Origin of the sequence: Microbacterium sp. NPDC091676 (assembly GCF_044756645.1) — a bacterium.
Lineage (GTDB): Bacteria > Actinomycetota > Actinomycetes > Actinomycetales > Microbacteriaceae > Microbacterium > Microbacterium paraoxydans_D.
Window position 1 is genome coordinate 65,769 of sequence record NZ_JBIVTI010000001.1, and the last position, 19,421, is coordinate 85,189.

The following is a 19,421-nucleotide window of genomic DNA, read 5'->3' on the forward strand; positions in this document are numbered from 1 at the left end:
GAGACCCCGGCTCCGGTCATCTCAGGTCTCGCCGAAGGGGAGCGAAGACGGCGAGAATCGCCGCGATGACCGCGTATGCCAGGAGGATCGCAGCGCCGAGCATGGGTGAGACCATCGTCGCAGGCGTCAGTGCCGTCTGGCTCGCGATCGCGCCGGTGAGGAAGTCAAAACTCGTCAGCGATGCCGTTGCGCCGCCCGGCAGGAACGGGTAGATCACATTGACGCCGGGAACCATCATCAGGACGTACTCGACGAACAGGAAGTAGCCGAGCACGACGCCGATCGCGACGAAGGGTGAACGGGCCAACGCGCCGACCCCCACTCCGAGCAGCATGTAGGCGGCAGCGGCGAGGCTGAGCTGTATGAGTGCCGGTGTCAGGTCCGCCACATCGACGCCCAGCGGTATACCTCGCGTCCATGTTGCGACGATCAGGGCGAGCAGGGCCGACAGGGATGTGATCATTCCATAGACGATGCCCAGCATCGTGTATACGGCGAGCTTGGCCGTGAGTACTCGATCCCGTCGAGGAACGACGAGGAGCGTCGTGCCGATCGTGCGGTGTCGATACTCACTTGCGATCGCGGTTGTCCCGATCAGCGCGGGGACGAACAGAAGCACGGTTCCGATGCCGAGCACGAAACCCACGCCTTCGGGGGTATCGATATCCGGCATAGGAGGCTGGGCGTTTTGCGGTCCGGTGAGCGCAAGGAGAAGCGTCAATCCGCCACCGCACGCTAGCGCAACCAGTGCCGACCACAGTGCTACTCCGGTCGCGCGCAGTCGCAGGACTTCGCCGTAGACGACGTTCATGAGAGGGGTCCTTTTTGCGTGAGGCGCAGGAAGGCTTCTTCGAGGGGAGCATCTTGCGCCAGGAGTCGTTCGAGTGCGCCCGCCCAGACGGTGCGGCCCTGGTCGATGAGGATGACGTCGTCGATCGTGTGCTCGATCTCATGAAGCACATGGCTCGAGAGCAGTACAGCGCCGCCAGCATCGGCGAACTCGCGCAGGAATGTGCGGAGCCAGGCGATTCCGCTCGGGTCCAGACCGTTCGACGGCTCATCGAGCACGAGGATGTCCGGGCCGCCGAGCATCGCGGTAGCCAGCGCGAGGCGCTGGCGCATCCCGGTGGAGAAGGTGCCGATCCGACGATCGGCGTACGACTGTGCCCCCACTAGGGATAACACGGTCTCGACCCGCGACCGGTCCATTCCTCCGAGTGCCGCGTACGTGTGAAGGTGAGCGCGTGCCGTCACGCGTGGATGCGCCGAGGCAATGTCCAGGACCGCGCCCACCGTCTTCGCGGGCGCAGGCAGGTGGACGTAGGGCAGTCCGGCGATGTGCGCCTCACCACTGTCTGAGCGGACCAGGCCGAGTAGTGCGCGCATTAACGTCGATTTCCCTGCCCCATTGGGCCCGAGGAACCCGACGACGCGCCCGTACTCGACTTTCAAGCTCACGTCTTCGAGCGCAACGACTGCCCCGAAACGTTTTGAGAGCGCCTCTACCTCGATCGCAGCGTTCAAGAGTGCACGTCCGATCGGAGGTCTGCCGCGATCGACTCTGCAGCATCGGTGCTCAGGAGAATCTCGTCGAACCCGACCGCCGCCCGGTCGACCGCGATCCGCAGCAGCGGGAGCCCGCGCTTCATCGAGACCAGGCGCCGCAGTCCCGAAGGGTGCCTGAACGTGCCCAGTTTGCGGTAGCCAGAGATGACGAGACCGGACTTCATCCCGAGGATCTCGGAAATCCATCCCTGCTCGGTCGCTACCCCACGGATTGCCGACCTCGGAATCGACAGCTTCGATAAGCCCGTCATCGTCGCCTCCCAGCCGGGAAACTGCACGTGCACTCCCGTTCGGTCGCATGTGATGTTCGTCATCGTGCTCTCCTCGATCGCTAGAATAGAATCGTACTGAGAACATTATCAGCGTGATAACAGTGAGGAGTCAAGGTGCCGGACAATACTGCTCTGGCAGAGGTCGTGCTGCACCCGGTGCGATTACGGATCATCCAGCAGCTGGGTGGTCGCAACCGCACGACGGCGCAGTTGCGCGAGGCGCTCCCGGATATCCCGCAGGCCACGCTCTACCGACATGTGGCTGCCCTCCTCGATGCCAAGGTTGTCGCCGTGGTCGATGAGCGCAGATCTCGTGGCGCGATCGAGCGAACCTTGGCGCTGGGCGACCGGATGGCCGCCATTGACCACGCCGAGCTTTCTGCGATGAGCAGCGCGCAGCTGAGCGCTGCCTTCCTGACTTTCCTGGGAGACGTCACGGGTGACTTCGATCGCTTCCTCGATGCGGATTCCCCCGAAGCCCGCGAGCTGGTCGGATTCGCTCGAACGCCCTTGTACGTGAACAGGGAGGATCTCGCAACGATCCAGGCCGGCCTCGCCGACCTACTGACCCCTTACCTGACGGAACGGGAGGACGGTCAGCAACGCGTCAACCTCGCCACGATCCTACTTCCAGACCCGTGAGTGCATAAAGAGAACGACGGCAACTTAAAGGAGCCAGGATGCCAACGACGGAGGAGGACTGTCTCAACGGGCGTCGAACCGCCTCGACGATGGAGCCCTGACCACGATCAGCGATATCGAACAGCATGCCGCGGACGTGCTCCGAAAGCACATGTGGACGGAACTTGCCCCGAACTGGGCGGAGTACACCGGAGACACTGACTCGGCGGGCATCACCCAAGTGCTACTTAGTAGGCTCGCTCGAATCCTTGACGAGGATCGCGACCAGAAGTTCACGACTCACCCGAGCCATCGCTACGTGTATCCGCCCGCATCGGACCGCCGATCACCCGGTGACGTACTTCGCGCAACAGACCAGACCTGGTGGGTAGTTCTCACGCCTGCATGTGACTTTGAGCAGGACAAGGTGGAATACGTTCTTCTCGCCAAGGCCAGCCCGCTGGCGGAGCATCCGAAGTATCAGAGGTGGGCGAGCGCGAATGCTGGCAGTAACAACGAGAAGGACCGTTGGAAGAGTCTGGACCAGGATGTCCTCAGGGCGACTCACGGGAGGTTCCACTTCCTCCCTGCGTTCCGCGAGATCCCAGACTTGGTGATCGATCTAGAGAACGTGAGGGCCGTGGAGGTCGAAGCGCTGGACCACTTCGCCTGGGTTGCATCACTCGTCAGTCCGTTCGCTGAGGCATTGCTGGTGCAGCACAGCCAGGTCCGTGGACGCATCGGAGTGCCCGACCTCGATTCTGAACGTGTCAAGCAGCGCCTACTTGGCGACCAGCCGGCGGACAGCCAACTTGACTGAGTGGACCAATCAAGTGACCAACAGCGTGCAAACCTTGCAAGACATGACGCGCTAAGCGCGATCCTGAATCGTAGAACCCCAGGCCAGGTGGGCTATGAGCCCTACCCCTGGCGCCTGGGGGCAAGGGGCTGACGTAGACGGTGCATTGGGAAAGGCTCAGCCAGTTGTCATCAGTAACCCACCTCAATCACCCACCGCGAGCCGCCACCAACCGGCTACACTCGGATCAAGCGAACCGCCCGGTTCCCTGTAAACACAAGGGAATCCGCGAGTTCCCGAGACGATCGGTGGAGACCGGAAATTGCCCGGATCCTCCAAGGGGTCGCAGGTTCAAATCCTGTCAGCCCGACCAGATAAGGCCCGGAAACTCGCGAGAGTCTCCGGGCCTTCTGCATGTCCGGAAGATGAGCAGGAGTCCACGGTTCTCGGAAGAACGGGCAGCATTGATGACAGGCCTTGTCGGCTCGGCCTGGGTGCGGGTGGCCTCCGCTGCTACCGTCGGGGAAAGTCGGCTGTACGGAGCATAGGAGTGTCGTGGACGAAGAACTCGCGGCCTTTACGGTTCATCAGGGTCCGGAGACGATCGCGCCGACGACGGAGTATGAGGGCACGAATGCCTCACGCTTCGCGCTCATGGCACCTCTGGGGCCGGTGCGGGAAGACAGCCAGGCAAGCGACGGAGTGGTTGCGACCGAGCACTTGGTGCAGTTCGGCCTCAACCCGGAGCTCATGCGCACGCGTGACTTCGTGGCAGGAGAGCGTGCCGGCCAGGAGGCGGAGTTCTTCTTCGAGAGCTACCGCCCGGGCATGGAACTCACGGAACTTCGATACACCGCCTTCAACGCACTCAACACGGAGGCAAGGCTCGATGCCCGCCTCGCGTTCCTCGCGGCCGGTCTCGGGAGCGCCCTGGAACGGGAGTCCGTCACGGCAGCGTCGGCTGTGCTTACGTCGGTCCCTCCGCCGGAAGCACCATCACCGGCGGCCGGCTGGCGAGGATGGCCGTATCGGTTCTTGACTCGCCACATCGATTCGCTCCGGTTCACCGACCCCCTGCTGGAGTTCGTGCCTTTCCCGGACGAGGACGGCGAGGCGGCCGCGACCGTCCCGTGGGATGGCGAAGCCTGGCAACGCTACTGTTCATACTGGCTTGGCGAGGTGGGCAAGGATGCGGATCCCGCCAGCTTGTCGGCGGCGGTGCGCTTCCTTGCACAAGTGCGGGTAGAAATCGCTGAGCGGTCGGCGGACCCTATCGTGCGCGAGCTGGCCTTCGCCTCGTACCTGAACCTGCCTGGGGGTGCGGCGCCCTCGCCACCGTCTGCTGCACCGGCCGCACCTGCCGGAGAGGCAATCCTCGTTTCCACGATGGTGCACGGTACATGGGGGTGGAAGGGCGCATGGTGGTATCCCGGCGGCGACTTCCACCGGTACGTCGCTTCAGGGATTCGGCCCGCTCTCTATGCCGGCGGTCAGGAGTTCTCATGGTCGGGGGCTTACAGCACGAACCAGCGGGCCATCGGCGGAAACAGGTTCGCTCGTTGGGTGCAAGCTGTCGGTGGCGCCGACGGACTCGGCACGGTGTTCGGGCACAGCTACGGCGGCGAGATCATCGCCCGGGCCGTCAACGCAGGTTCCACGATCGATGAAGTCGTGTTCTTGAGTGCGCCCGTGCATGCGCACCACAGACGGATGCTGAGTGCCGTCCGTCGCGTCGTTGACGTCCGTCTCCCTTTCGACATCGTTCTCACGGCTGCTCGCGCATCGCAGAAGCTTCCTCCCGCCGGGAACGTGGTCGAGTACGTCGTGAAGCAGAACTTCTGGAGCCACGGCGCAACCCACAACCCCGAGGTCTGGGCATCGGAGGGCATTGCAACGGCTGTCGGACTGTGAGCGCGGCTGTCTGGTCAAGGGGGTGCGACGCCACAGCCTCGCGTCCTAACGTCGGAGTCATGGCTATCGAACTGAACCGACCGGCGCTGAAGCTCGCGCGTTCCCTCGTCCGCGACGGCAAGGTCGTGCGGGACGAACGCGACGACTGGTCCGAGGCGGCGCCCAGCGCCGAAGAAGAGAACCGCTTCATCGACGAGCACGGGTGGACGGAGTTCGCCCACTGGCACCTCGGCATCGACAAGAGCGAGAACCTCGAGACGAAGAAGGCGTACAGCTTTCCGTTCGGCGACTTCCGGAAGGTGCGTCGTTCCGGCGTGATCTCGGGGGAGAGCCGCGCCGGGCAGTATGACCACACGGAGATCAGGGACGAGCTGCGGAAGCTCCTCGAGCTCATCGACTCGGAGGCTTGACACCTCCCATGAGCGCTCCGGAGGCAGCAGAGGAGGGGGACGGCACCGGGTCCTACGCTCGCGCCCTGCGCACCGTGCTCGACGGGGAGAGCGAGCGCGTCGCCGCCGCGCTGGGGGACCTGCATCGGGCCGCCGTCGAAGCGGAGAGCGGTGTGGAAGCGATCCTCATCGACGTCTTCGTCGACCAGGACGGCGAGGGCCCCTTCGACGTCTGGGCGCGGTTCGACGGAGCCGATGCCTTCGACCTGGACCGGCGGTTCGACGATCAGCGCCACCTGTTCGGTGTGGAGTGGACCGCGGACGGCTGGGAGCCCGCGGTGCCCTCGCGCCCGCGCGGATGGACGCGGGACCGCCTGGAGGAAGCCGTCCTCGTGGTCGTCGCCGAATGGATAGAAGGCCTGCTCCCGGCCGGTGCGAGGGAGGGCCTCTTCTGGGTGGGTGCTCCCGATCTCGGCTACGCCTGACCGACGGCGACCGACGCGAACGGCCCGGCCCGCCGTCGTCCGGTGATAACGTCGGGCTATGAGTGACCGCGTGAGCCTCGAAGCCCTCCGCTATGCCCAGGCCGTCTCGGAGACGCACTCCTTCGGTGCCGCCGCGCGTGCCTACGGCGTGACGCAGCCGGCCCTCTCCACCGGGATCTCCAAGTTGGAGGACCGCCTGGGGGAGCGCCTGTTCGAGCGCTCGCCCCGCGGGGTCGTCCCGACAGCCTTCGGCGCGCATCTCCTCCCGGTCATCGACCGCGCACTCCTCGCCGTGGACCAGGTCGCCGCCGAGGCCGCACGCTGGAACCGGTCGGCCGACGCGCGGGTCCGGGTCGGCGTCTCGCCGCTCATGAATCCGGCCATCGTCGCGCGCGCCTACACGGCCGTGTGCGGGCTTCCCGCCTCGCCGGCGCCGCGGCAGCTCGTCCTCCGCGAGGCGAACGTCGCCGACCTGCGGCGCGAGCTCTCCGCCGGGGAGCTGGACCTCATCCTCGTCCCGTCCGTCGCGCCGATGCCCCGATTCCGGCACCGCATCGTCGATGCGGAGCCGGTGGTGGTCGTGGACCAGGAGCCGTCACAGGGCGGCGCGGTCGAGCTCAGCGACCTCACCGACACACCCCTGATCCTGATGCCGGACACGTGCGGGCTGACGACCTTCACCACCGACCTCTTCGCCGCGAACGACGTGCCGCTGAGTGCCTACGACGGCGAGGCCGCGACCTACCGCGTGCTCGAGGAATGGGCGAAGCTGGGCCTGGGCACGGCGGTCATCCCGCGCTCGAAGCTCGCCTCCCCGGACGCGCCGCACCGCCCGCTGCGTGAGCGGGGCATGGACGTGGAGATCTTCTACGAGGCGGTCTGGGACCCTTCCTCGCCGCTCGCCGACGATCTGGCAGACCTCACCGCCGCGCTCTCGCTGGACGTGGCCCCTGTCGACTCATAAACAAGGGTTATCACTCGATCACGTGCGCTCGTCTACTCCCGACGGCTCCTGCTTCGTAGCGTGGAGACGCGACGGCACCCGCCGTCCAGGACGGAGAGGAGCCGCACCATGGCCGAGCTCGACAAGGAATTCACCGGACGCACCGCGATCGTGATCGGGGGCACGAGCGGGATGGGTCTCGCCATCGCCGAGCGGATCGGACGCGAGGGGGCCGCGGTCGTCGTGGTCGGTCGACGTGAGGAGAAGCTGGAGACGGCGCGAGACTCCCTCGTCGGCCAGGGCATCGACGCGACCACCCTGCAGGCCGATCTGACGGACCCCGCGAGCGTGGAAGCACTCCGGGCTCGGCTCGCCGCGGAGCACGCCGGTGCCGACCTCCTCGTCAACGCTGCGGGCGTGTTCGCACCGAAGCCGTTCCTCGAGCACACCGAAGCGGACTACGACGCGTACCTGGACCTCAACCGGGCGACCTTCTTCGTCACCCAGACGGTGGTGTCCGGCATGGTGGCGACGGGCCGCGGTGGGGCCGTCGTCAACCTCGGCTCGATGTGGGCGCACCAGGCCGTGGCTGCGACGCCGTCCTCGGCCTACTCGATGGCCAAGGCCGGCCTGCACTCGCTCACTCAGCACCTGGGGATGGAGCTCGCGTCGCACGGCATCCGCGTGAACGCCATCGCTCCTGCGGTCGTGCGCACGCCCATCTACGAGGGCTTCATCCCGAAGGACGAGGTCGACGGTGTCGTGTCGAGCTTCGACGCCTTCCACCCGCTCGGCCGGGTGGGAACCCCCGAGGACATCGCCGAGGTCGCCGCGTTCCTGCTGTCCGACCGCGCGGGCTGGGTGACCGGGGCGGTCTGGGATGCCGACGGCGGCGTCATGGCCGGGCGCAACTGACGCCGCCTCTCCGCGGGGCTCCGGAACCTAGCTGCTCGGCGAGGTCTCCTCAAGCCCCTCGGCGACTCCGATTCCGGCCGGGAGACTGGGGGCAGCCCGATCGAAGGAGGAGACATGGAATCGACACCCGACGACGTCGGCGGTCAGCCGCTGCGCGACGGCGACGCGACCACCGAGGCCGACCCGAGCAACGATCCCGCGCAGGCGGAATGGGAGCGCACGGAAGCCCTCGACGACGGTGCGGCACCGGAGGATCTGGAGGCGTCGACCGCCACCGGCCGTGATCCCGACGAGATCCCGGACCCCGACGACGAGGTGCCGGCGGAGGACCTGCCGGGTTCCGCGCCGCAGCCGGAGAGCCAGGGAGAGGACCCGGTCCTCGCCGATCTCGGCGAAGAAGGACAGGGCGACCTGGGGCCGGGGGACGTCTGATGGCCATCACGGCAGTCGTCACCCGGTCGAAGAACGGGCAATGGGTCAACGAGGTGGAGGGCGCTCCCGAGCTCTCCCGCAGCTACACCAGCCGCGACGAGGCGATCGAGGAGGGGGAAGCCCTCGCGGCGGAGCACGGTGCCCGCCATGAGATCGAGCACAGCGAGCCGACGGGCACGATCACCGACGGTGGCGCACCCGACGACGCCTGATCGTCACCGCCGCGGCGTGAACTCGTCCGGAGCCTCCGGCTCCTCGACATCCTGCGGCTGCTGGAGGTGTCCGCATTCCGGACACCTCCAGCCGCCGTGGATGGCGAGCATCACGACATCGTCCTCCGGGCAATGCGGTGCCGCCCCCTCGCCGTTCGTCATCGCCCCAGGCTAGAGCTCCCGGTCCGTCGGGACCAGGGGGTGCTCACCGCAGGACCACGAGCTCCCGCGTCGTACGGGTCATGGCGACGTAGCGGTCGACCGCTCCCGTCCGGCCCTCGCCGAGCGCCTCCGGGCGCACCAGGACGACGAGATCGAACTCGAGTCCCTTCGCCCCTTCCGGGCTCAGCGCGCGCACCCGGGGCCGCGGAGTGAACCCCGGGTCGCCGATGACGGCGGCCACTCCCTCCGGGTTCGCCGCGAGCCATTCCGCCACCACCTCGTCGCGCTCGGCCACGGCCCCGTGCCGGACCGGGATGCCGCTCTCCCGCACGGACACCGGGACGTTGGCGTCGGGCAGAGCCTGGCGGATGGTCGGTGCGGCCACCGCCATCACCTCGGCAGGCGTCCGGTAGTTCACTCGGAGCGAGGCGACCCGCACGTTCCGCAGACCGAGGCGTTCGAGGCGATCCGCCCACGACTCCGTGAACGCCCTCCGCGCCTGGGCCCGGTCGCCCACGACCGTGAAGCTCCGAGAGGGGCACCGGGCGATCAGCATGCGCCACTGGGCGTCGGTGAGCTCCTGCGCCTCGTCGACGACGATGTGCCCGAAGGGGCCGGCGAGTTCGTCCGCCGGGAGTGGGGGAGGCACGTCCGCGCCGGCGAGGACGTTCCGCGCATCCTCACCCCGCAGGATGGACATCACCTTCATCTCGCTGTCGTCGCTTGCGACGAGGTGGTCCACCACGGCGGACATCTGCTCCCGCGCCGCGGCGGCCGTGACCTGTCGGCGGTGCTGCTCGCGCACGAGGTCGGGGTCGCCGATCCGGCGGTGTGCGGCATCCAGCAGCGGAAGATCGGCATCCGTCCACGGCGCCCCCTCGGCCCGGTGCAGCAAGGCGACCTCCTCGGACGGGAGGTCCGGGACGCACTGCGCGAGCAGCGTCGGCGATGCCCAGAGAGCGGCGACCACCGCGGCCGGGGACAGGAGCGGCCACGCCCGCCGGAACGTCCCCGTGAGCTCGTCGTCCTGCCGCAGCCACCGGCGGATCGAGGACTCCGGGATCTCCGGGTCGCGGACCTGGTCGACGAGCATCTCCAGAACCTCCTCCCACACCTCGTCGCGAGCCTCGTTGAGCGGGGACGCGGGATCCGCGGCGGCGAACAGATCGGCCCAGTCCTCTCGGCTCACCCAGAGATCGGCCCACGGCGCCTCGATGCGGAGCGCGTGCGTCGGCGGTCGGGTCAGGGCGGAGATCGCCGCGGCGAGCACCTGCTCCGGGTCGAGGCGCTGCTTGGCCTCAGCCACGCGGGGGTCCACCTCCGGGATGGCGCCCGCCCCCTCGGGAGTGAGGTCGCGCAGGGTGCACAACCTCACCGTGTCCTCCCCGAGGCTCGGTAGCACGTCCTCCACGTAGCCGAGGTACTGCGGGTTCGGCCCCACCAGGAGCATGCCGCCGGCGCCCTTCGTCAGCTGCGGCTCGGCATACAGGAGGTGCGCCGCCCGATGCAGGGCGACCACCGTCTTGCCGGTACCGGGACCGCCGTCCACCACGAGAGCGCCGGGGGAAGGGGCGCGCACGATGGCGTCCTGATCCGCCTGGATCGTCGCCAGCACGTCCCGCATGCGCCCGGTACGGTGCGTGTCCAGGCTCGCGAGGAAAGCGGACTGGTCGTCGAGGGAGGCGGCGCCGTCGAGACCCTCCGGCGACAGGGCCTCGTCCCAGTAGTCCGTGATCCTGCCACCTTTCCACCGGTACCGCCGCCGGGAGAGGAGCCCCCGGGGGTCTTCCCAGGTCGCCGCGAAGTACGGCTCCGCAGCCGGAGCCCGCCAGTCGACGAGCAGGCGGGTGCCGTCCGCATCGGACACCCCGGCGCGACCGATGTACACCGGTGGTCCGGCCGCCGGCGTCATCCGCCCCAGACATATGTCGATGCCGAAGCGCTCCCGCAGGCGCAGGGTCGCGGTGAGGCGGCGGATCTCCAGGTCGCGATCGACCGCCGTGACGCCGGCGTCCGCGGCCTGCCGACGCACGAGGGCGAGACGAGCGGTCAGGGCGTCGCGCTCCTGGGAGAGGGCGACGCCGAGCCGCCGGAGGTGGACGCGGTCGGCGGCGATGAGGTTGTCTGCGGACTTCGCCGCATGGTCCGCGGAAAGGTCAAAGGGGTCGAGCACGGAGGTCTCCTTCGCGAGGGCATGCGGGGGCACGCGGGGGCACGCAAGCCGTCGATTCTGCCTCTCGAGGGGGGCCTTGTGGCAAGCCCCCACCCCGGCGATATCCTGGAGATGCACGGAGACGAGGGGACCTCACCATGACCCATCGGATCGGCTACCTCATCGGCAGCCTCGCATCGGATTCGATCAACCGCGTCCTGGCCACGGCGCTCGTACGGCTCGCCCCGCCGGACCTCGAACTCGTGGAGATCCCCATCCGGGACCTCCCCCTCTACAACCGCGACGACGAGCTCGAACCGGTCGCGGCGGTCACCGCGTTCAAGAGCGCGATCGAGGGGGCGGACGGTCTGCTGCTCGTCTCGCCGGAGTACAACCGCTCCATCCCCGGGGCGTTGAAGAACGCCATCGACTGGGGCTCGCGACCCTGGGGCCACAACTCGTTCGCCCGCAAGCCCACCGGCATCATCGGCGCGTCGACCGGAGCGATCGGCACAGCGGTGATGCAGTCGTCGATGCGGAGCGTGCTGAGCTTCCTCAATGCGCCGCAGCTGAACGCCCCGGAGGCGTACATCACGTTCCGGCCCGAGGTGTTCGGCGCCGACGGGCAGGTGCACGACGCCGACACCGAGAAGTTCCTCGCGCACTACATGGAGGAGTACGCGGCGTTCGTCGAGCGCGTGCTGTCGCTCACCGCTCCGGGTCACGTCGGCGACCGGTAGCCGCCGCGCTCGCCGCGTCAGGAGGGCGCGTCCGCCACGAGGGCGCTCAATGCCAGGGCGTCGTGGGGTGCGTGCCCGCGGGCGTCGTTGTCGAAGTACACGAAGACGTCGCGCGGCTTCCCGTCGTCGGCTCCGGTCCCGTCGGCCCACCCGCGGATGAGCCTCGCCCACTCCCGCAGCTCCTCCTCGGTGTAGGCGCTGTGGTAGAGCATCTGCGCGCCGTGGAGGCGGATGTAGACGAAGTCCGCGGTGAGGGCGTCGAACCGCGGCCAGGTCCCCGCGGTGTCGGCGATGACGAGAGAGGTTCCGTGCTCCTGCAGGAGGCGAAGGCCCGAGGGGTCGGCGAAGGAATCGGAACGCGGTTCGAGGGCGTAGCGGAGCGGGCGGTCGGCATCGATCTCCAGCCACGCCCGGTCGTGCAGCCGCTCGTCGTGCCGCCGGGCGAGGGAGAGGGCCTCCGCCGTCGTCTGCGGGAGGGCGTCGAGGAACGCCTCCACGAGCTCGGCGTCGAAATGCTGCCGTGCGGGGAGCTGCCAGAGGATCGGTCCGAGGCGGGGGCCGAGGGCGAGGACGCCGGAGGCGAAGAAGTTGGCCAGCGCCTGCTCGACATGGCGCAGCCGCAGCATGTGGCTGACGTAGCGCGAGCCCTTGACGGCGAACACGAAGTCGTCGGGGACGCTCGCGGCCCACCGGCGGTAGCTCTCGGGCCGCTGCAGAGAGTAGAACGATCCGTTGAGTTCCACGGTGGAGAACTGCGACCCGATGTGCTCGAGCTCTCGACGCTGCGGCAGGCCGCGCGGGTAGAAGTCACCGCGCCACCGGGCGTACCGCCACCCGGAGACGCCGATGCGTACCCGACCTCGACGGCTCTGGCGCGTCACGGTCGCCTCCGTCGGGTCAAGCCCCTTGTCGCTGTCGTTCGACCTCGGCAGGCTGGAGTCATCCACACCGAAGGAGGAGGAGCCATGTCCCTCAATGACCATCCGATCGACGATGTGAAGCCCGAGGCGGACCTGCAGGAGCAGGAGCGCCTTGCGGAGGAGGTTCCCGAGGACCCGGAAGCGCCGGCCCCCTCGGCCCCGGAGCCGCACCCCATCGAGGCGGACCCGGCGGACGCTGCGGAGCAGCGCATCGAAGTGCCGCTGGATGAGGACGGCCTCGACGAGCCCACCGTCGACTGACGGCCTCCGGTGGCAGGTGCACCGGGGCGGCGGTCGAGACAGGGGAGAGGCGTCATGACGAACGACCGTAGCCCGAGCGGTGCACGCCCTCGCCGGGGTTGACGCTCGGCGGGACGGCGGCTAGCCGCGGGGTATGCCCTCTCGACGGGACCGCCCCAACCCGGTGCTGCCGAGAGGGCTCACCGTCCTACCCGGACGGTTGGGGAGGCGGCGAAGTCTCGCTGTCTCTACGGCTGATCCCCCAGAGATTCAGCCGGTAGCCCCCGCTACGAAGAGCAGAATATCCCTTAATCCTCTTGTCCGCCATTTGGGGGACAAAGATTTCTTCGAAAATTCTGCGCGGCTCCCGGCTCTGTCGCCGATACGGGCCGTTCCGTAGGGTGGGGGCATGGACAGGATGCTCGTCTTCGCTGGTCAGGTCGCACTCCCGGTCGGGCACCGGGTCGAGGTCTCCGAACTCGTCGACCCGCAGACGGAGGAGCCCGTCATCCTCTCGCTGCTCGATCTGGACACCGGCATCCGTTACCGACGTGCCGAGGAGCCGCGAGCCGAGGTGACGCACTGGATCGGCCGCGTCCTCGACTGCACGGTGGCCGTGGGCGTCGCTCCGCGGACGTCGCTGCTCATCGACCCCATCGGGCCGTCGGCCAGCGGCGCGGGCATCGCTCTGCGCGGCGCGGACGCGGCGGTCAATGCGGCCAAGGCCGAGGCGGATCGCTGGGGTGGATCGGACCGGCCCCCGCCGGAGGAGCCCGAACGCTTCTGGTGACCGCCGGAAGCCGGGGCCCCGCGCGCGCCCGGGTCATCGGAAGTCCCGCGAGCGGTGCATGACCCCCGTGCGGAGGTCTTCGAAGGCGTCGGCGAGCACATTGACGACCCCCTCCGGGGAGCGCTCGAGGATGCCGCGGATGATGAGCGCCGGGGACTCTCGGGCGATACGACCGAACCGACCCCAGACCCCCGTCGAGCAGATCACGTTGACCAACCCGCTCTCGTCCTCGAGGTTGACGAAGGTGACGCCGGCGGCCGTGGCGGGGCGCTGTCGATGGGTGACGAGACCGGCCACCTCGACGCGTCGTCCGGTCTCGTGGCGCTGCAGGTCTGCGGCCGTCAGGACGCCGCGAGCCCGGAGGTCGTCGCGGAAGTGCGTCATCGGGTGGTCGTCGGTCGAGATGCCCGTGGCCCAGAGATCGGCCGAGAGACGCTCGTAGCTGGTCTGGTCGGCGAACAGCGGCGGCTGCACCGCCACCGTGGTCCCCGGGAGGAACCGGGCGCGGTCTTCCGCGGCGGCCCCGGCGAGCCAGATGGCCTCTCGGCGCTCCAACCCGAGGCACGCGAAGGCCCCGGCGGTGGCGAGGGCCTCCAACTGAGAGGCCGTCGCGTCGGTCCGGCGCACGAGGTCGTGCAGATCGCGGTAGGGACCGTGCGCCTCCCGCTCGGCGACGATGCGCTCCGCCATCGGCACCCCGATCCCGCGGATGCCGCTGAGTCCCAGGCGCACCGCGAACCGTCCGTCCCGCCGGTGCGCCGCGGACTCGTCCGGTGCGCTCCGGTCGAACCGATGCACGGGCGGTTGCGGGTCGGCCAGGCAGTCGTCCCTCCCGGTCGTCCCTGCCGCGTCCGGCGAGAGAGGTTCGAGGGTCTCGGTGGCGGAGGAGAGATGGAGATCCGGGCGACGGACCTCCACGCCGTGCCGACGGGCATCCGCCGTGAGGGTCGCGGGGGAGTAGAAGCCCATCGGCTGCGACCGCAGGAGGCCCGCGAGGAACGCGGCCGGATAGTGCAGCTTCAACCACGAGCTCGCGTAGACCAGCAGGGCGAAGGACAGCGAATGCGACTCGGCGAAGCCGAAGTTCGAGAACGCCTGGATCTGCGCGTAGATCCGGTCGGCGGCCTCGTCGACGAGCCCGCGGCGGGCCATCCCGGCGTACAGCTTGTCCCTGACCTTCTCGATCTTCTCCAGACCCCGCTTCGACCCCATCGCGCGGCGCAGCAGGTCGGCCTCGTCGGCCGTGCAGTCGCCGACGGCCGTGGCCATCTGGATCAGCTGCTCCTGGAAGATCGGGATGCCCAGAGTCCGCGCGAGGATGTCTTCGAGGTCGCTGTGCGGGTAGGGGATAGGGAACTCCTCCGGGGGCTCGCCCCTGGCCTCCCGTTCCCGGTTCGCCTCGTCCACCTTGTCCTTCGCCATCTTCCGACGGACGAACGGGTGCACGGCGCCGCCCTGGATGGGGCCAGGGCGGATGAGGGCGATCTGGATGGCGAGATCGTAGAAGCGTCGCGGCTGCAGCCGGGGGAGCAGCCCGATCTGCGCGCGGGACTCCACCTGGAAGACGCCGATCGAGTCGGCCCGGCAGAGCATGTCGTAGACGCCGGCCTCCTCCTTCGGCAGGGTCTCCAGCGTCCACTCCTCGCCCGTCGCCTCCCGGACCAGGTCGAAGCAGTGCTGCAGCGCCGCGAGCATGCCCAGACCGAGCAGATCGAACTTCACCAGCCCCATGAAGGCGGCGTCGTCCTTGTCCCACTGGATGACGGTGCGGTCCTCCATGCGGGCGTGCTCGACCGGCACCACCTCACCGACCGGCCGGGCTGTGAGCACCATGCCGCCCGAGTGGATCCCCAGATGCCGTGGAGCCTTCAGCAGCTCGGCCGCGTAGTCGAGCACGGTGTCGGGGATGTCGTGGCCCTCGACGGGTTCGAGCCCCGATCCCCAGCCGTCCACCTGCCGCGACCAGGAGTCCTGCTGTCCCGCGGAGTGCCCCAGAGCTCTGGCCATGTCGCGGACCGCGTTCTTCGGCCGGTACTGGATGACGTTCGCCACCTGGGCCGCCCGCTCCCTGCCGTACTCCCGATAGACCCACTGGATGATCTCCTCCCGTCGCCGTGAGTCGAAGTCCACGTCGATGTCCGGTTCCTCCGTGCGGGTGGTGGCGAGGAAGCGCTCGAAAGGGAGACGGTAGAGGATCGGGTCGACCGCGGTGATACCCAGCAGATAGCAGACCGCGCTCGCCGCCGCCGAACCCCGGCCCTGGCAGAGGATGCCGCGTCGCCGGGCTTCCGTCACGATGCCGTGCACGATGAGGAAGTACCCGGGGAAGTCCTTCTCCTCGATCACGTCGAGCTCGCGGGCGATGCGTCGGCGGCCGTCCGCGTCCAGCCGCGGGTACTTCGACGGGACCGCCTCCCAGACGAGGTGCCGCAGCCAGCTCATCGGCGTGTGCCCCGGTGGGACGTCCTGACGGGGGAGGGCGGGACGGGCCATCCGGAGCGGGAAGGCCGAGGCCGCGGCCAGCTCCAGGCCGTGGGAGATCGCGCCGGGGTACCGTCGGAAGCGCGTGGTCATCTCCGCCCCGCTGCGCAGGTGCGCGCCGCCGTGGGCCGGCAGCCAGCCGTCGAGCTCGTCCATGCTCCGGACCGCGCGGACCGCGGCCACCGCTTCGGCGAGAGGGGCCTGGTCCGGGCGGGCATAGTGCACGTTGTTGGTCGCCACGACGGGAAGCCGCATCCGGCGGGCGAGGTCGGCGAGGGCGTCGTTGCGCCGGGTGTCCAGCGGATCGCCGTGGTCGAAGAGCTCGACGGAGACATTGTCGCGTCCGAAGAGGTCGACGAGATGGCGCAGCGGCGCGGCGGCGTCTCCGGCCTCCAGCCCCTGTCGTACCGCCCCCTTGCGGCAGCCGGTGAGGATCGTCCAGTGCCCGTCGGCGGTCGCCGCCAGTTCGTCGAGGTCGTAGACCGGGCGCCCCTTCTCCCCGCCTCGGAGCTGGGCCGCCGTGATCGCCCCCGACAGACGGTGGTACCCCTCGAGGCCCCGGGCGAGCACCAGCAGATGCGTGCCCGGCGGGTCGGCGGCCCCCTGCGGAGCGGAGGGCAGATCGAGGGAGAGCTCGGCGCCGTAGACGGTCTGCAGGCGCAGCTCCATGAGCTCCGCCAGCTCGGCGAAGCGCGCGGCGCCGTAGAACCCGTCGTGGTCGGTGAGGGCGAGCGCGCTCAGGCCGAGACGCTCGGCCTCCGCGAGGAGGTCTTCGGGGGAGGACGCCCCGTCGAGGAAGGAGTAGGACGAGTGCGCGTGCAGCTCGGCATAGGGCACCGCCTCCTCCGGACGCTCCGGGAGGGACGGGGGGATGCGCTTCCGCGGACGGCTCACCGGCCCCGGATCCGGTCGGAGCCCCGGCGGCGCGGAGGTCGCTGCGGGGGTGGGCTCTCCGCTGAGGGTGCGTTCGAGCTGATCCCAGGTCAACGGCGGATTGTGCCAGCCCATCAGCGGTACCTCCCCTCAGCCCACCAGCGCTCGCCGGCCAGGAAGACGAGCCAGGCGCGGTCGCGGTCGTCGATGATCTGGAGTCGGTGGCCTCGCTTGCCGCCGCCCGTGCTCCAGCGCCGTTCGTGCACGGGCCACGGGCCGGCCCAGGCCTGCACGGTCGCCCCGTCGATGCGGGCGGGGTCATGCGTGAGGGCGCCACGATCGTCGACGTCGATCGTGCTCCCGTCCGCGGCGACGACGCCGATGGGGCGCGGTGGGCGGAACACCTCGGAGGGGAGAGGGTCGGGAAGACTTCCCGGCCAGGGGGACCGCGGATCACGAGGCGGGACCGGGCGCTCGCCCCACGGCGTGAGCACCTGACGATCGGCGAGCCAGCGCCCTCCGGAGAGAGCGGCGGTGACCACGCCCTGATGCCCCAGCATGGTCTGCACCCGCGAGACCGCGTGATGCAGTCGCTCATCGGTGCCCGAGCCGAAGAGTCCCGGTTGGTGATGGGCCGCATCGTCCACCGCGACAGGGAGGAGGCGGGCGGCCACGATGCCTCCGAATGCCCTCGCCTCGTCGACCGGCGCGCTCGCGGTCAGGGCGGCCAGCGCCTCCAGCTGCCAGCGCACGCGGTCCACGAGGTCGGCGGCGTCGAAGCTCGTCGGGTGCAGCCAGGTGCGGGAGTGGACGGCGCCGTCGTCGTCGGTCAGATCGATCCGCACCTCGGTGCACACGAGCGACGCGTCCGCCAGAGCGAGCATCACGGCATCGGCGGTCTGCCGCACGGCGAAGGCCACCTGGTCGGTGCCTCCGAGAGGGGACTCGAACTCGATGGTCCTGGCCAGTTCGGGGTCGGGCGGGCGGGGAGCCAGTGGTCGGGAGTCGGCTCCGGCGGCGAGGGCCTGCAGGCGGGCGCCGTGCTCGCCGAAACGGTCGCGGACATCGAGAGGGGCGAGTGCGGTGAACTCGCCGAGAGTGCGCACGCCGAGGCGGAGGAGGAGATCGCTGATCTGCTCGTCGCGGAGCACCTGCACGGGATAGGGGGCCAGGAACTCGCGGGAGCCGCCCGGGGGTACGACCGTGCAGGACGCCGTTCCTCGGGCCGCGATCTCGGCGGTGAAGGGTCCGTCGGCGACGCCGACACGCACTTCGGGGAAGCCGGCAGCGGCGAGGATCGCGGACAGGGCTGTCGCCGCCTCGGCCTCCCCGCCGTGATAGCGGGCGATCCCGCGGGCGCGCAGGATCGCGAGGCCGGGGCGCAGCAGCGTGACGCCAGGGGCATGCTTCTCGATGAGCTGCAGCACCGGGACGAAGGCGCGCTCGTCCTTCTCGGCGTCGTGGGGGAGGACCTGCAGCGAGGAGAGGAGTCCCTGGGCGACGCGGCGACGCTGCCCGATGCGGACGCCGTGCGCGCGAGCCGATGCGGTGCAGGCGACGACCGTGTTGGCCTGCACCAGGGCCGTGGGCGGATGCGACCCTCCGCCCAGCACCGCTCGCAGCGGCCAGTCGGGGAACCAGAGGACGAGGACACGGAGAGGGGCGTTCATCCTGCCTCCGCCCAGAAGAGGAGGTCGGACGACCCGGCCTCAGCGCTGTCCGCCGCAGAGGGGGCGAGCGGCGGCAGGGCGGTCAGCTCTGCGACCACGGTCTCCACGGCTCCGTGCCCGCCGGGCAGTCGGACACGCACGCTCGAGGCGCGAGGGCTGTGCCTGGTCCGCGCCGTGACCGTCACCGTGCAGTCCGAGAGCAGTCCCCACCCCTCACCGAGCCCCTGCCAGTCCGGGTCGTGGAGCCGGATGGTCCCCTCGCTCTGCGCCCAGCGCCCCGCGCCCGGCTCCTCCGCCACGAGCAGCGTGGACCCGCGGTCGCGCAGGCGGGCACTGAGCCGGGACACATCGGCATCCCGTGCCCTCGTCGTGGGCTGCACGACGATCAGGGGCACCACCTCGGCCAGCGCGGATGCGACGGCGAGCCAGCGGTCCCCCGGGTCGGGGACGAGGATCAGGCGGCTCAGATCGATGCCGTAGGCGGCAGCGGCCTCGACACCCAGGGTGGGCATGCCGATCACCGCGCACCAGTGCCCGCGGTCGGAGGAGGCGCTGAGCAGCGCGAGCACGAGGGCGGGCGAAGGGGAGACGGTGTACGAGGTGCCCGTCTGCAGCCCCTCCTCCGGCAGCAGTGCGGCGAAGGCGGGATCGAGGGGGAGGAGCGTATGCTCGCTGCGCCGCCGCTGCATCCGGCTGATCTCGCGGCGCAGGCGCAGGACCTCTCCGGCGCGGGTGTCGCTGGTCGGAGAGAGCGCGGTCATCGCATCGAGCCCGATCCCCATGTGTCCATCCTCGAAGATATGTACGAATAAAGCAAGTGACGCGACTGACGCTAGTTCGTACATCCG

The 19,421-nt window shown here is 69.4% G+C and carries 21 protein-coding genes; 12 read left to right on the top strand and 9 right to left on the bottom strand.

Features of this window, described 5'->3' with window-relative positions; translation table 11 throughout:
• Window positions 1-16: 16 nt before the first annotated feature.
• The 3 genes from ACIQID_RS00435 to ACIQID_RS00445 are packed head-to-tail and all read right to left on the bottom strand — an operon-like array spanning window position 17 to window position 1,880.
• On the bottom strand, window positions 17-811 hold the full coding sequence (locus ACIQID_RS00435; RefSeq protein ID WP_400281012.1) for an ABC transporter permease: 795 nt from the start codon (window positions 809-811) through the stop codon (window positions 17-19).
• A complete protein-coding gene (locus ACIQID_RS00440; RefSeq protein ID WP_136053051.1) occupies window positions 808-1,524 on the bottom strand; it encodes an ABC transporter ATP-binding protein in 717 nt (238 codons plus the stop codon). Before ACIQID_RS00440 ends, ACIQID_RS00435 begins: the two co-directional genes overlap by 4 nt.
• Complete coding sequence (locus tag ACIQID_RS00445; RefSeq protein WP_136053050.1) at window positions 1,521-1,880, bottom strand: hypothetical protein; 360 nt, start codon at window positions 1,878-1,880, stop codon at window positions 1,521-1,523. Before ACIQID_RS00445 ends, ACIQID_RS00440 begins: the two co-directional genes overlap by 4 nt.
• Before the next feature lie 72 nt (window positions 1,881-1,952).
• On the opposite strand from ACIQID_RS00445, the gene ACIQID_RS00450 reads away from it, so the two are divergent.
• The 9 genes from ACIQID_RS00450 to ACIQID_RS00490 all read left to right on the top strand — a co-directional run bounded on the left by ACIQID_RS00450 (window position 1,953) and on the right by ACIQID_RS00490 (window position 8,545).
• Window positions 1,953-2,480 carry a helix-turn-helix domain-containing protein gene (locus ACIQID_RS00450; RefSeq protein WP_400281017.1) on the top strand — a complete coding sequence of 176 codons (528 nt, stop codon included), beginning with the start codon at window positions 1,953-1,955 and terminating at the stop codon, window positions 2,478-2,480.
• 136 nt (window positions 2,481-2,616) lie between these two features.
• Window positions 2,617-3,279 (top strand): hypothetical protein, encoded by a 663-nt coding sequence (locus tag ACIQID_RS00455; protein ID WP_400281020.1) that lies wholly within the window; start codon window positions 2,617-2,619, stop codon window positions 3,277-3,279.
• Between the two features lie 534 nt (window positions 3,280-3,813).
• Complete coding sequence (locus tag ACIQID_RS00460; RefSeq protein ID WP_400281023.1) at window positions 3,814-5,169, top strand: alpha/beta hydrolase; 1,356 nt, start codon at window positions 3,814-3,816, stop codon at window positions 5,167-5,169.
• A gap of 59 nt (window positions 5,170-5,228) precedes the next feature.
• Complete coding sequence (locus ACIQID_RS00465; protein ID WP_062764551.1) at window positions 5,229-5,579, top strand: hypothetical protein; 351 nt, start codon at window positions 5,229-5,231, stop codon at window positions 5,577-5,579.
• Between the two features lie 8 nt (window positions 5,580-5,587).
• The gene (locus tag ACIQID_RS00470; RefSeq protein WP_312672036.1) at window positions 5,588-6,043 is read left to right on the top strand and encodes a DUF6389 family protein; all 456 of its coding nucleotides are present in this window, start codon (window positions 5,588-5,590) and stop codon (window positions 6,041-6,043) included.
• Between the two features lie 58 nt (window positions 6,044-6,101).
• The gene (locus ACIQID_RS00475) at window positions 6,102-7,007 is read left to right on the top strand and encodes a LysR family transcriptional regulator (protein WP_312672038.1); all 906 of its coding nucleotides are present in this window, start codon (window positions 6,102-6,104) and stop codon (window positions 7,005-7,007) included.
• A gap of 108 nt (window positions 7,008-7,115) precedes the next feature.
• Entirely contained in the window at window positions 7,116-7,901 is a 786-nt protein-coding gene (locus tag ACIQID_RS00480) for an SDR family NAD(P)-dependent oxidoreductase (RefSeq protein ID WP_400281028.1), read from the top strand.
• 114 nt (window positions 7,902-8,015) lie between these two features.
• Window positions 8,016-8,333: a hypothetical protein gene (locus ACIQID_RS00485; RefSeq protein WP_062764545.1), complete on the top strand. Its 318-nt coding sequence runs from the start codon at window positions 8,016-8,018 to the stop codon at window positions 8,331-8,333.
• Window positions 8,333-8,545, top strand: coding sequence for a DUF2188 domain-containing protein (locus ACIQID_RS00490; protein ID WP_400281031.1), 213 nt, complete (start codon window positions 8,333-8,335; stop codon window positions 8,543-8,545). Before ACIQID_RS00485 ends, ACIQID_RS00490 begins: the two co-directional genes overlap by 1 nt.
• Window positions 8,546-8,548: 3 nt before the next feature.
• Here the strand turns inward: ACIQID_RS00490 and ACIQID_RS00495 are convergent, their stop codons facing one another.
• The gene (locus ACIQID_RS00495) at window positions 8,549-8,707 is read right to left on the bottom strand and encodes a hypothetical protein (RefSeq protein WP_153244972.1); all 159 of its coding nucleotides are present in this window, start codon (window positions 8,705-8,707) and stop codon (window positions 8,549-8,551) included.
• Window positions 8,708-8,750: 43 nt separating this feature from the next.
• Window positions 8,751-10,880, bottom strand: coding sequence for an RNA polymerase recycling motor ATPase HelR (gene helR / locus ACIQID_RS00500; protein WP_400281034.1), 2,130 nt, complete (start codon window positions 10,878-10,880; stop codon window positions 8,751-8,753).
• A 137-nt stretch (window positions 10,881-11,017) separates the two neighbouring features.
• On the opposite strand from helR, the gene ACIQID_RS00505 reads away from it, so the two are divergent.
• Complete coding sequence (locus tag ACIQID_RS00505; protein WP_029989877.1) at window positions 11,018-11,599, top strand: NADPH-dependent FMN reductase; 582 nt, start codon at window positions 11,018-11,020, stop codon at window positions 11,597-11,599.
• Between the two features lie 17 nt (window positions 11,600-11,616).
• Here ACIQID_RS00505 and ACIQID_RS00510 read toward each other — a convergent pair whose 3' ends face one another.
• Window positions 11,617-12,480 (bottom strand): DUF72 domain-containing protein, encoded by an 864-nt coding sequence (locus ACIQID_RS00510; protein ID WP_400281039.1) that lies wholly within the window; start codon window positions 12,478-12,480, stop codon window positions 11,617-11,619.
• 84 nt (window positions 12,481-12,564) lie between these two features.
• On the opposite strand from ACIQID_RS00510, the gene ACIQID_RS00515 reads away from it, so the two are divergent.
• Window positions 12,565-12,780 carry a hypothetical protein gene (locus tag ACIQID_RS00515; RefSeq protein WP_400281041.1) on the top strand — a complete coding sequence of 72 codons (216 nt, stop codon included), beginning with the start codon at window positions 12,565-12,567 and terminating at the stop codon, window positions 12,778-12,780.
• Window positions 12,781-13,168: 388 nt separating this feature from the next.
• Window positions 13,169-13,549, top strand: a complete 381-nt coding sequence (locus tag ACIQID_RS00520; protein WP_400281044.1) for a hypothetical protein — start codon at window positions 13,169-13,171, stop codon at window positions 13,547-13,549.
• Between the two features lie 33 nt (window positions 13,550-13,582).
• Here ACIQID_RS00520 and ACIQID_RS00525 read toward each other — a convergent pair whose 3' ends face one another.
• From ACIQID_RS00525 to ACIQID_RS00535, 3 genes are read right to left on the bottom strand one after another with little or no spacing between them, the layout of a single operon-like run.
• The gene (locus tag ACIQID_RS00525) at window positions 13,583-17,038 is read right to left on the bottom strand and encodes an error-prone DNA polymerase (RefSeq protein ID WP_400281047.1); all 3,456 of its coding nucleotides are present in this window, start codon (window positions 17,036-17,038) and stop codon (window positions 13,583-13,585) included.
• On the bottom strand, window positions 17,038-18,573 hold the full coding sequence (locus ACIQID_RS00530; RefSeq protein ID WP_331203080.1) for a DNA polymerase Y family protein: 1,536 nt from the start codon (window positions 18,571-18,573) through the stop codon (window positions 17,038-17,040). The genes ACIQID_RS00525 and ACIQID_RS00530 overlap by 1 nt, the downstream gene beginning before the upstream one ends.
• A complete protein-coding gene (locus ACIQID_RS00535) occupies window positions 18,570-19,355 on the bottom strand; it encodes a hypothetical protein (RefSeq protein WP_312672058.1) in 786 nt (261 codons plus the stop codon). Before ACIQID_RS00535 ends, ACIQID_RS00530 begins: the two co-directional genes overlap by 4 nt.
• Between the last annotated feature and the right edge of the window lie 66 nt (window positions 19,356-19,421).

Coding starts and splice junctions, on each gene's coding strand:
- ACIQID_RS00535 (WP_312672058.1), bottom strand. CDS start 19,355: ATGGGGATCGGGCTCGATGCGATGACCGCGCTCTCTCCGACCAGCGAC.
- ACIQID_RS00525 (WP_400281047.1), bottom strand. CDS start 17,038: ATGGGCTGGCACAATCCGCCGTTGACCTGGGATCAGCTCGAACGCACC.
- ACIQID_RS00530 (WP_331203080.1), bottom strand. CDS start 18,573: ATGAACGCCCCTCTCCGTGTCCTCGTCCTCTGGTTCCCCGACTGGCCG.
- ACIQID_RS00470 (WP_312672036.1), top strand. CDS start 5,588: ATGAGCGCTCCGGAGGCAGCAGAGGAGGGGGACGGCACCGGGTCCTAC.
- ACIQID_RS00495 (WP_153244972.1), bottom strand. CDS start 8,707: ATGACGAACGGCGAGGGGGCGGCACCGCATTGCCCGGAGGACGATGTC.
- ACIQID_RS00515 (WP_400281041.1), top strand. CDS start 12,565: ATGTCCCTCAATGACCATCCGATCGACGATGTGAAGCCCGAGGCGGAC.
- ACIQID_RS00435 (WP_400281012.1), bottom strand. CDS start 811: ATGAACGTCGTCTACGGCGAAGTCCTGCGACTGCGCGCGACCGGAGTA.
- ACIQID_RS00475 (WP_312672038.1), top strand. CDS start 6,102: ATGAGTGACCGCGTGAGCCTCGAAGCCCTCCGCTATGCCCAGGCCGTC.
- ACIQID_RS00485 (WP_062764545.1), top strand. CDS start 8,016: ATGGAATCGACACCCGACGACGTCGGCGGTCAGCCGCTGCGCGACGGC.
- ACIQID_RS00480 (WP_400281028.1), top strand. CDS start 7,116: ATGGCCGAGCTCGACAAGGAATTCACCGGACGCACCGCGATCGTGATC.
- ACIQID_RS00465 (WP_062764551.1), top strand. CDS start 5,229: ATGGCTATCGAACTGAACCGACCGGCGCTGAAGCTCGCGCGTTCCCTC.
- ACIQID_RS00490 (WP_400281031.1), top strand. CDS start 8,333: ATGGCCATCACGGCAGTCGTCACCCGGTCGAAGAACGGGCAATGGGTC.
- ACIQID_RS00505 (WP_029989877.1), top strand. CDS start 11,018: ATGACCCATCGGATCGGCTACCTCATCGGCAGCCTCGCATCGGATTCG.
- ACIQID_RS00520 (WP_400281044.1), top strand. CDS start 13,169: ATGGACAGGATGCTCGTCTTCGCTGGTCAGGTCGCACTCCCGGTCGGG.
- ACIQID_RS00445 (WP_136053050.1), bottom strand. CDS start 1,880: ATGACGAACATCACATGCGACCGAACGGGAGTGCACGTGCAGTTTCCC.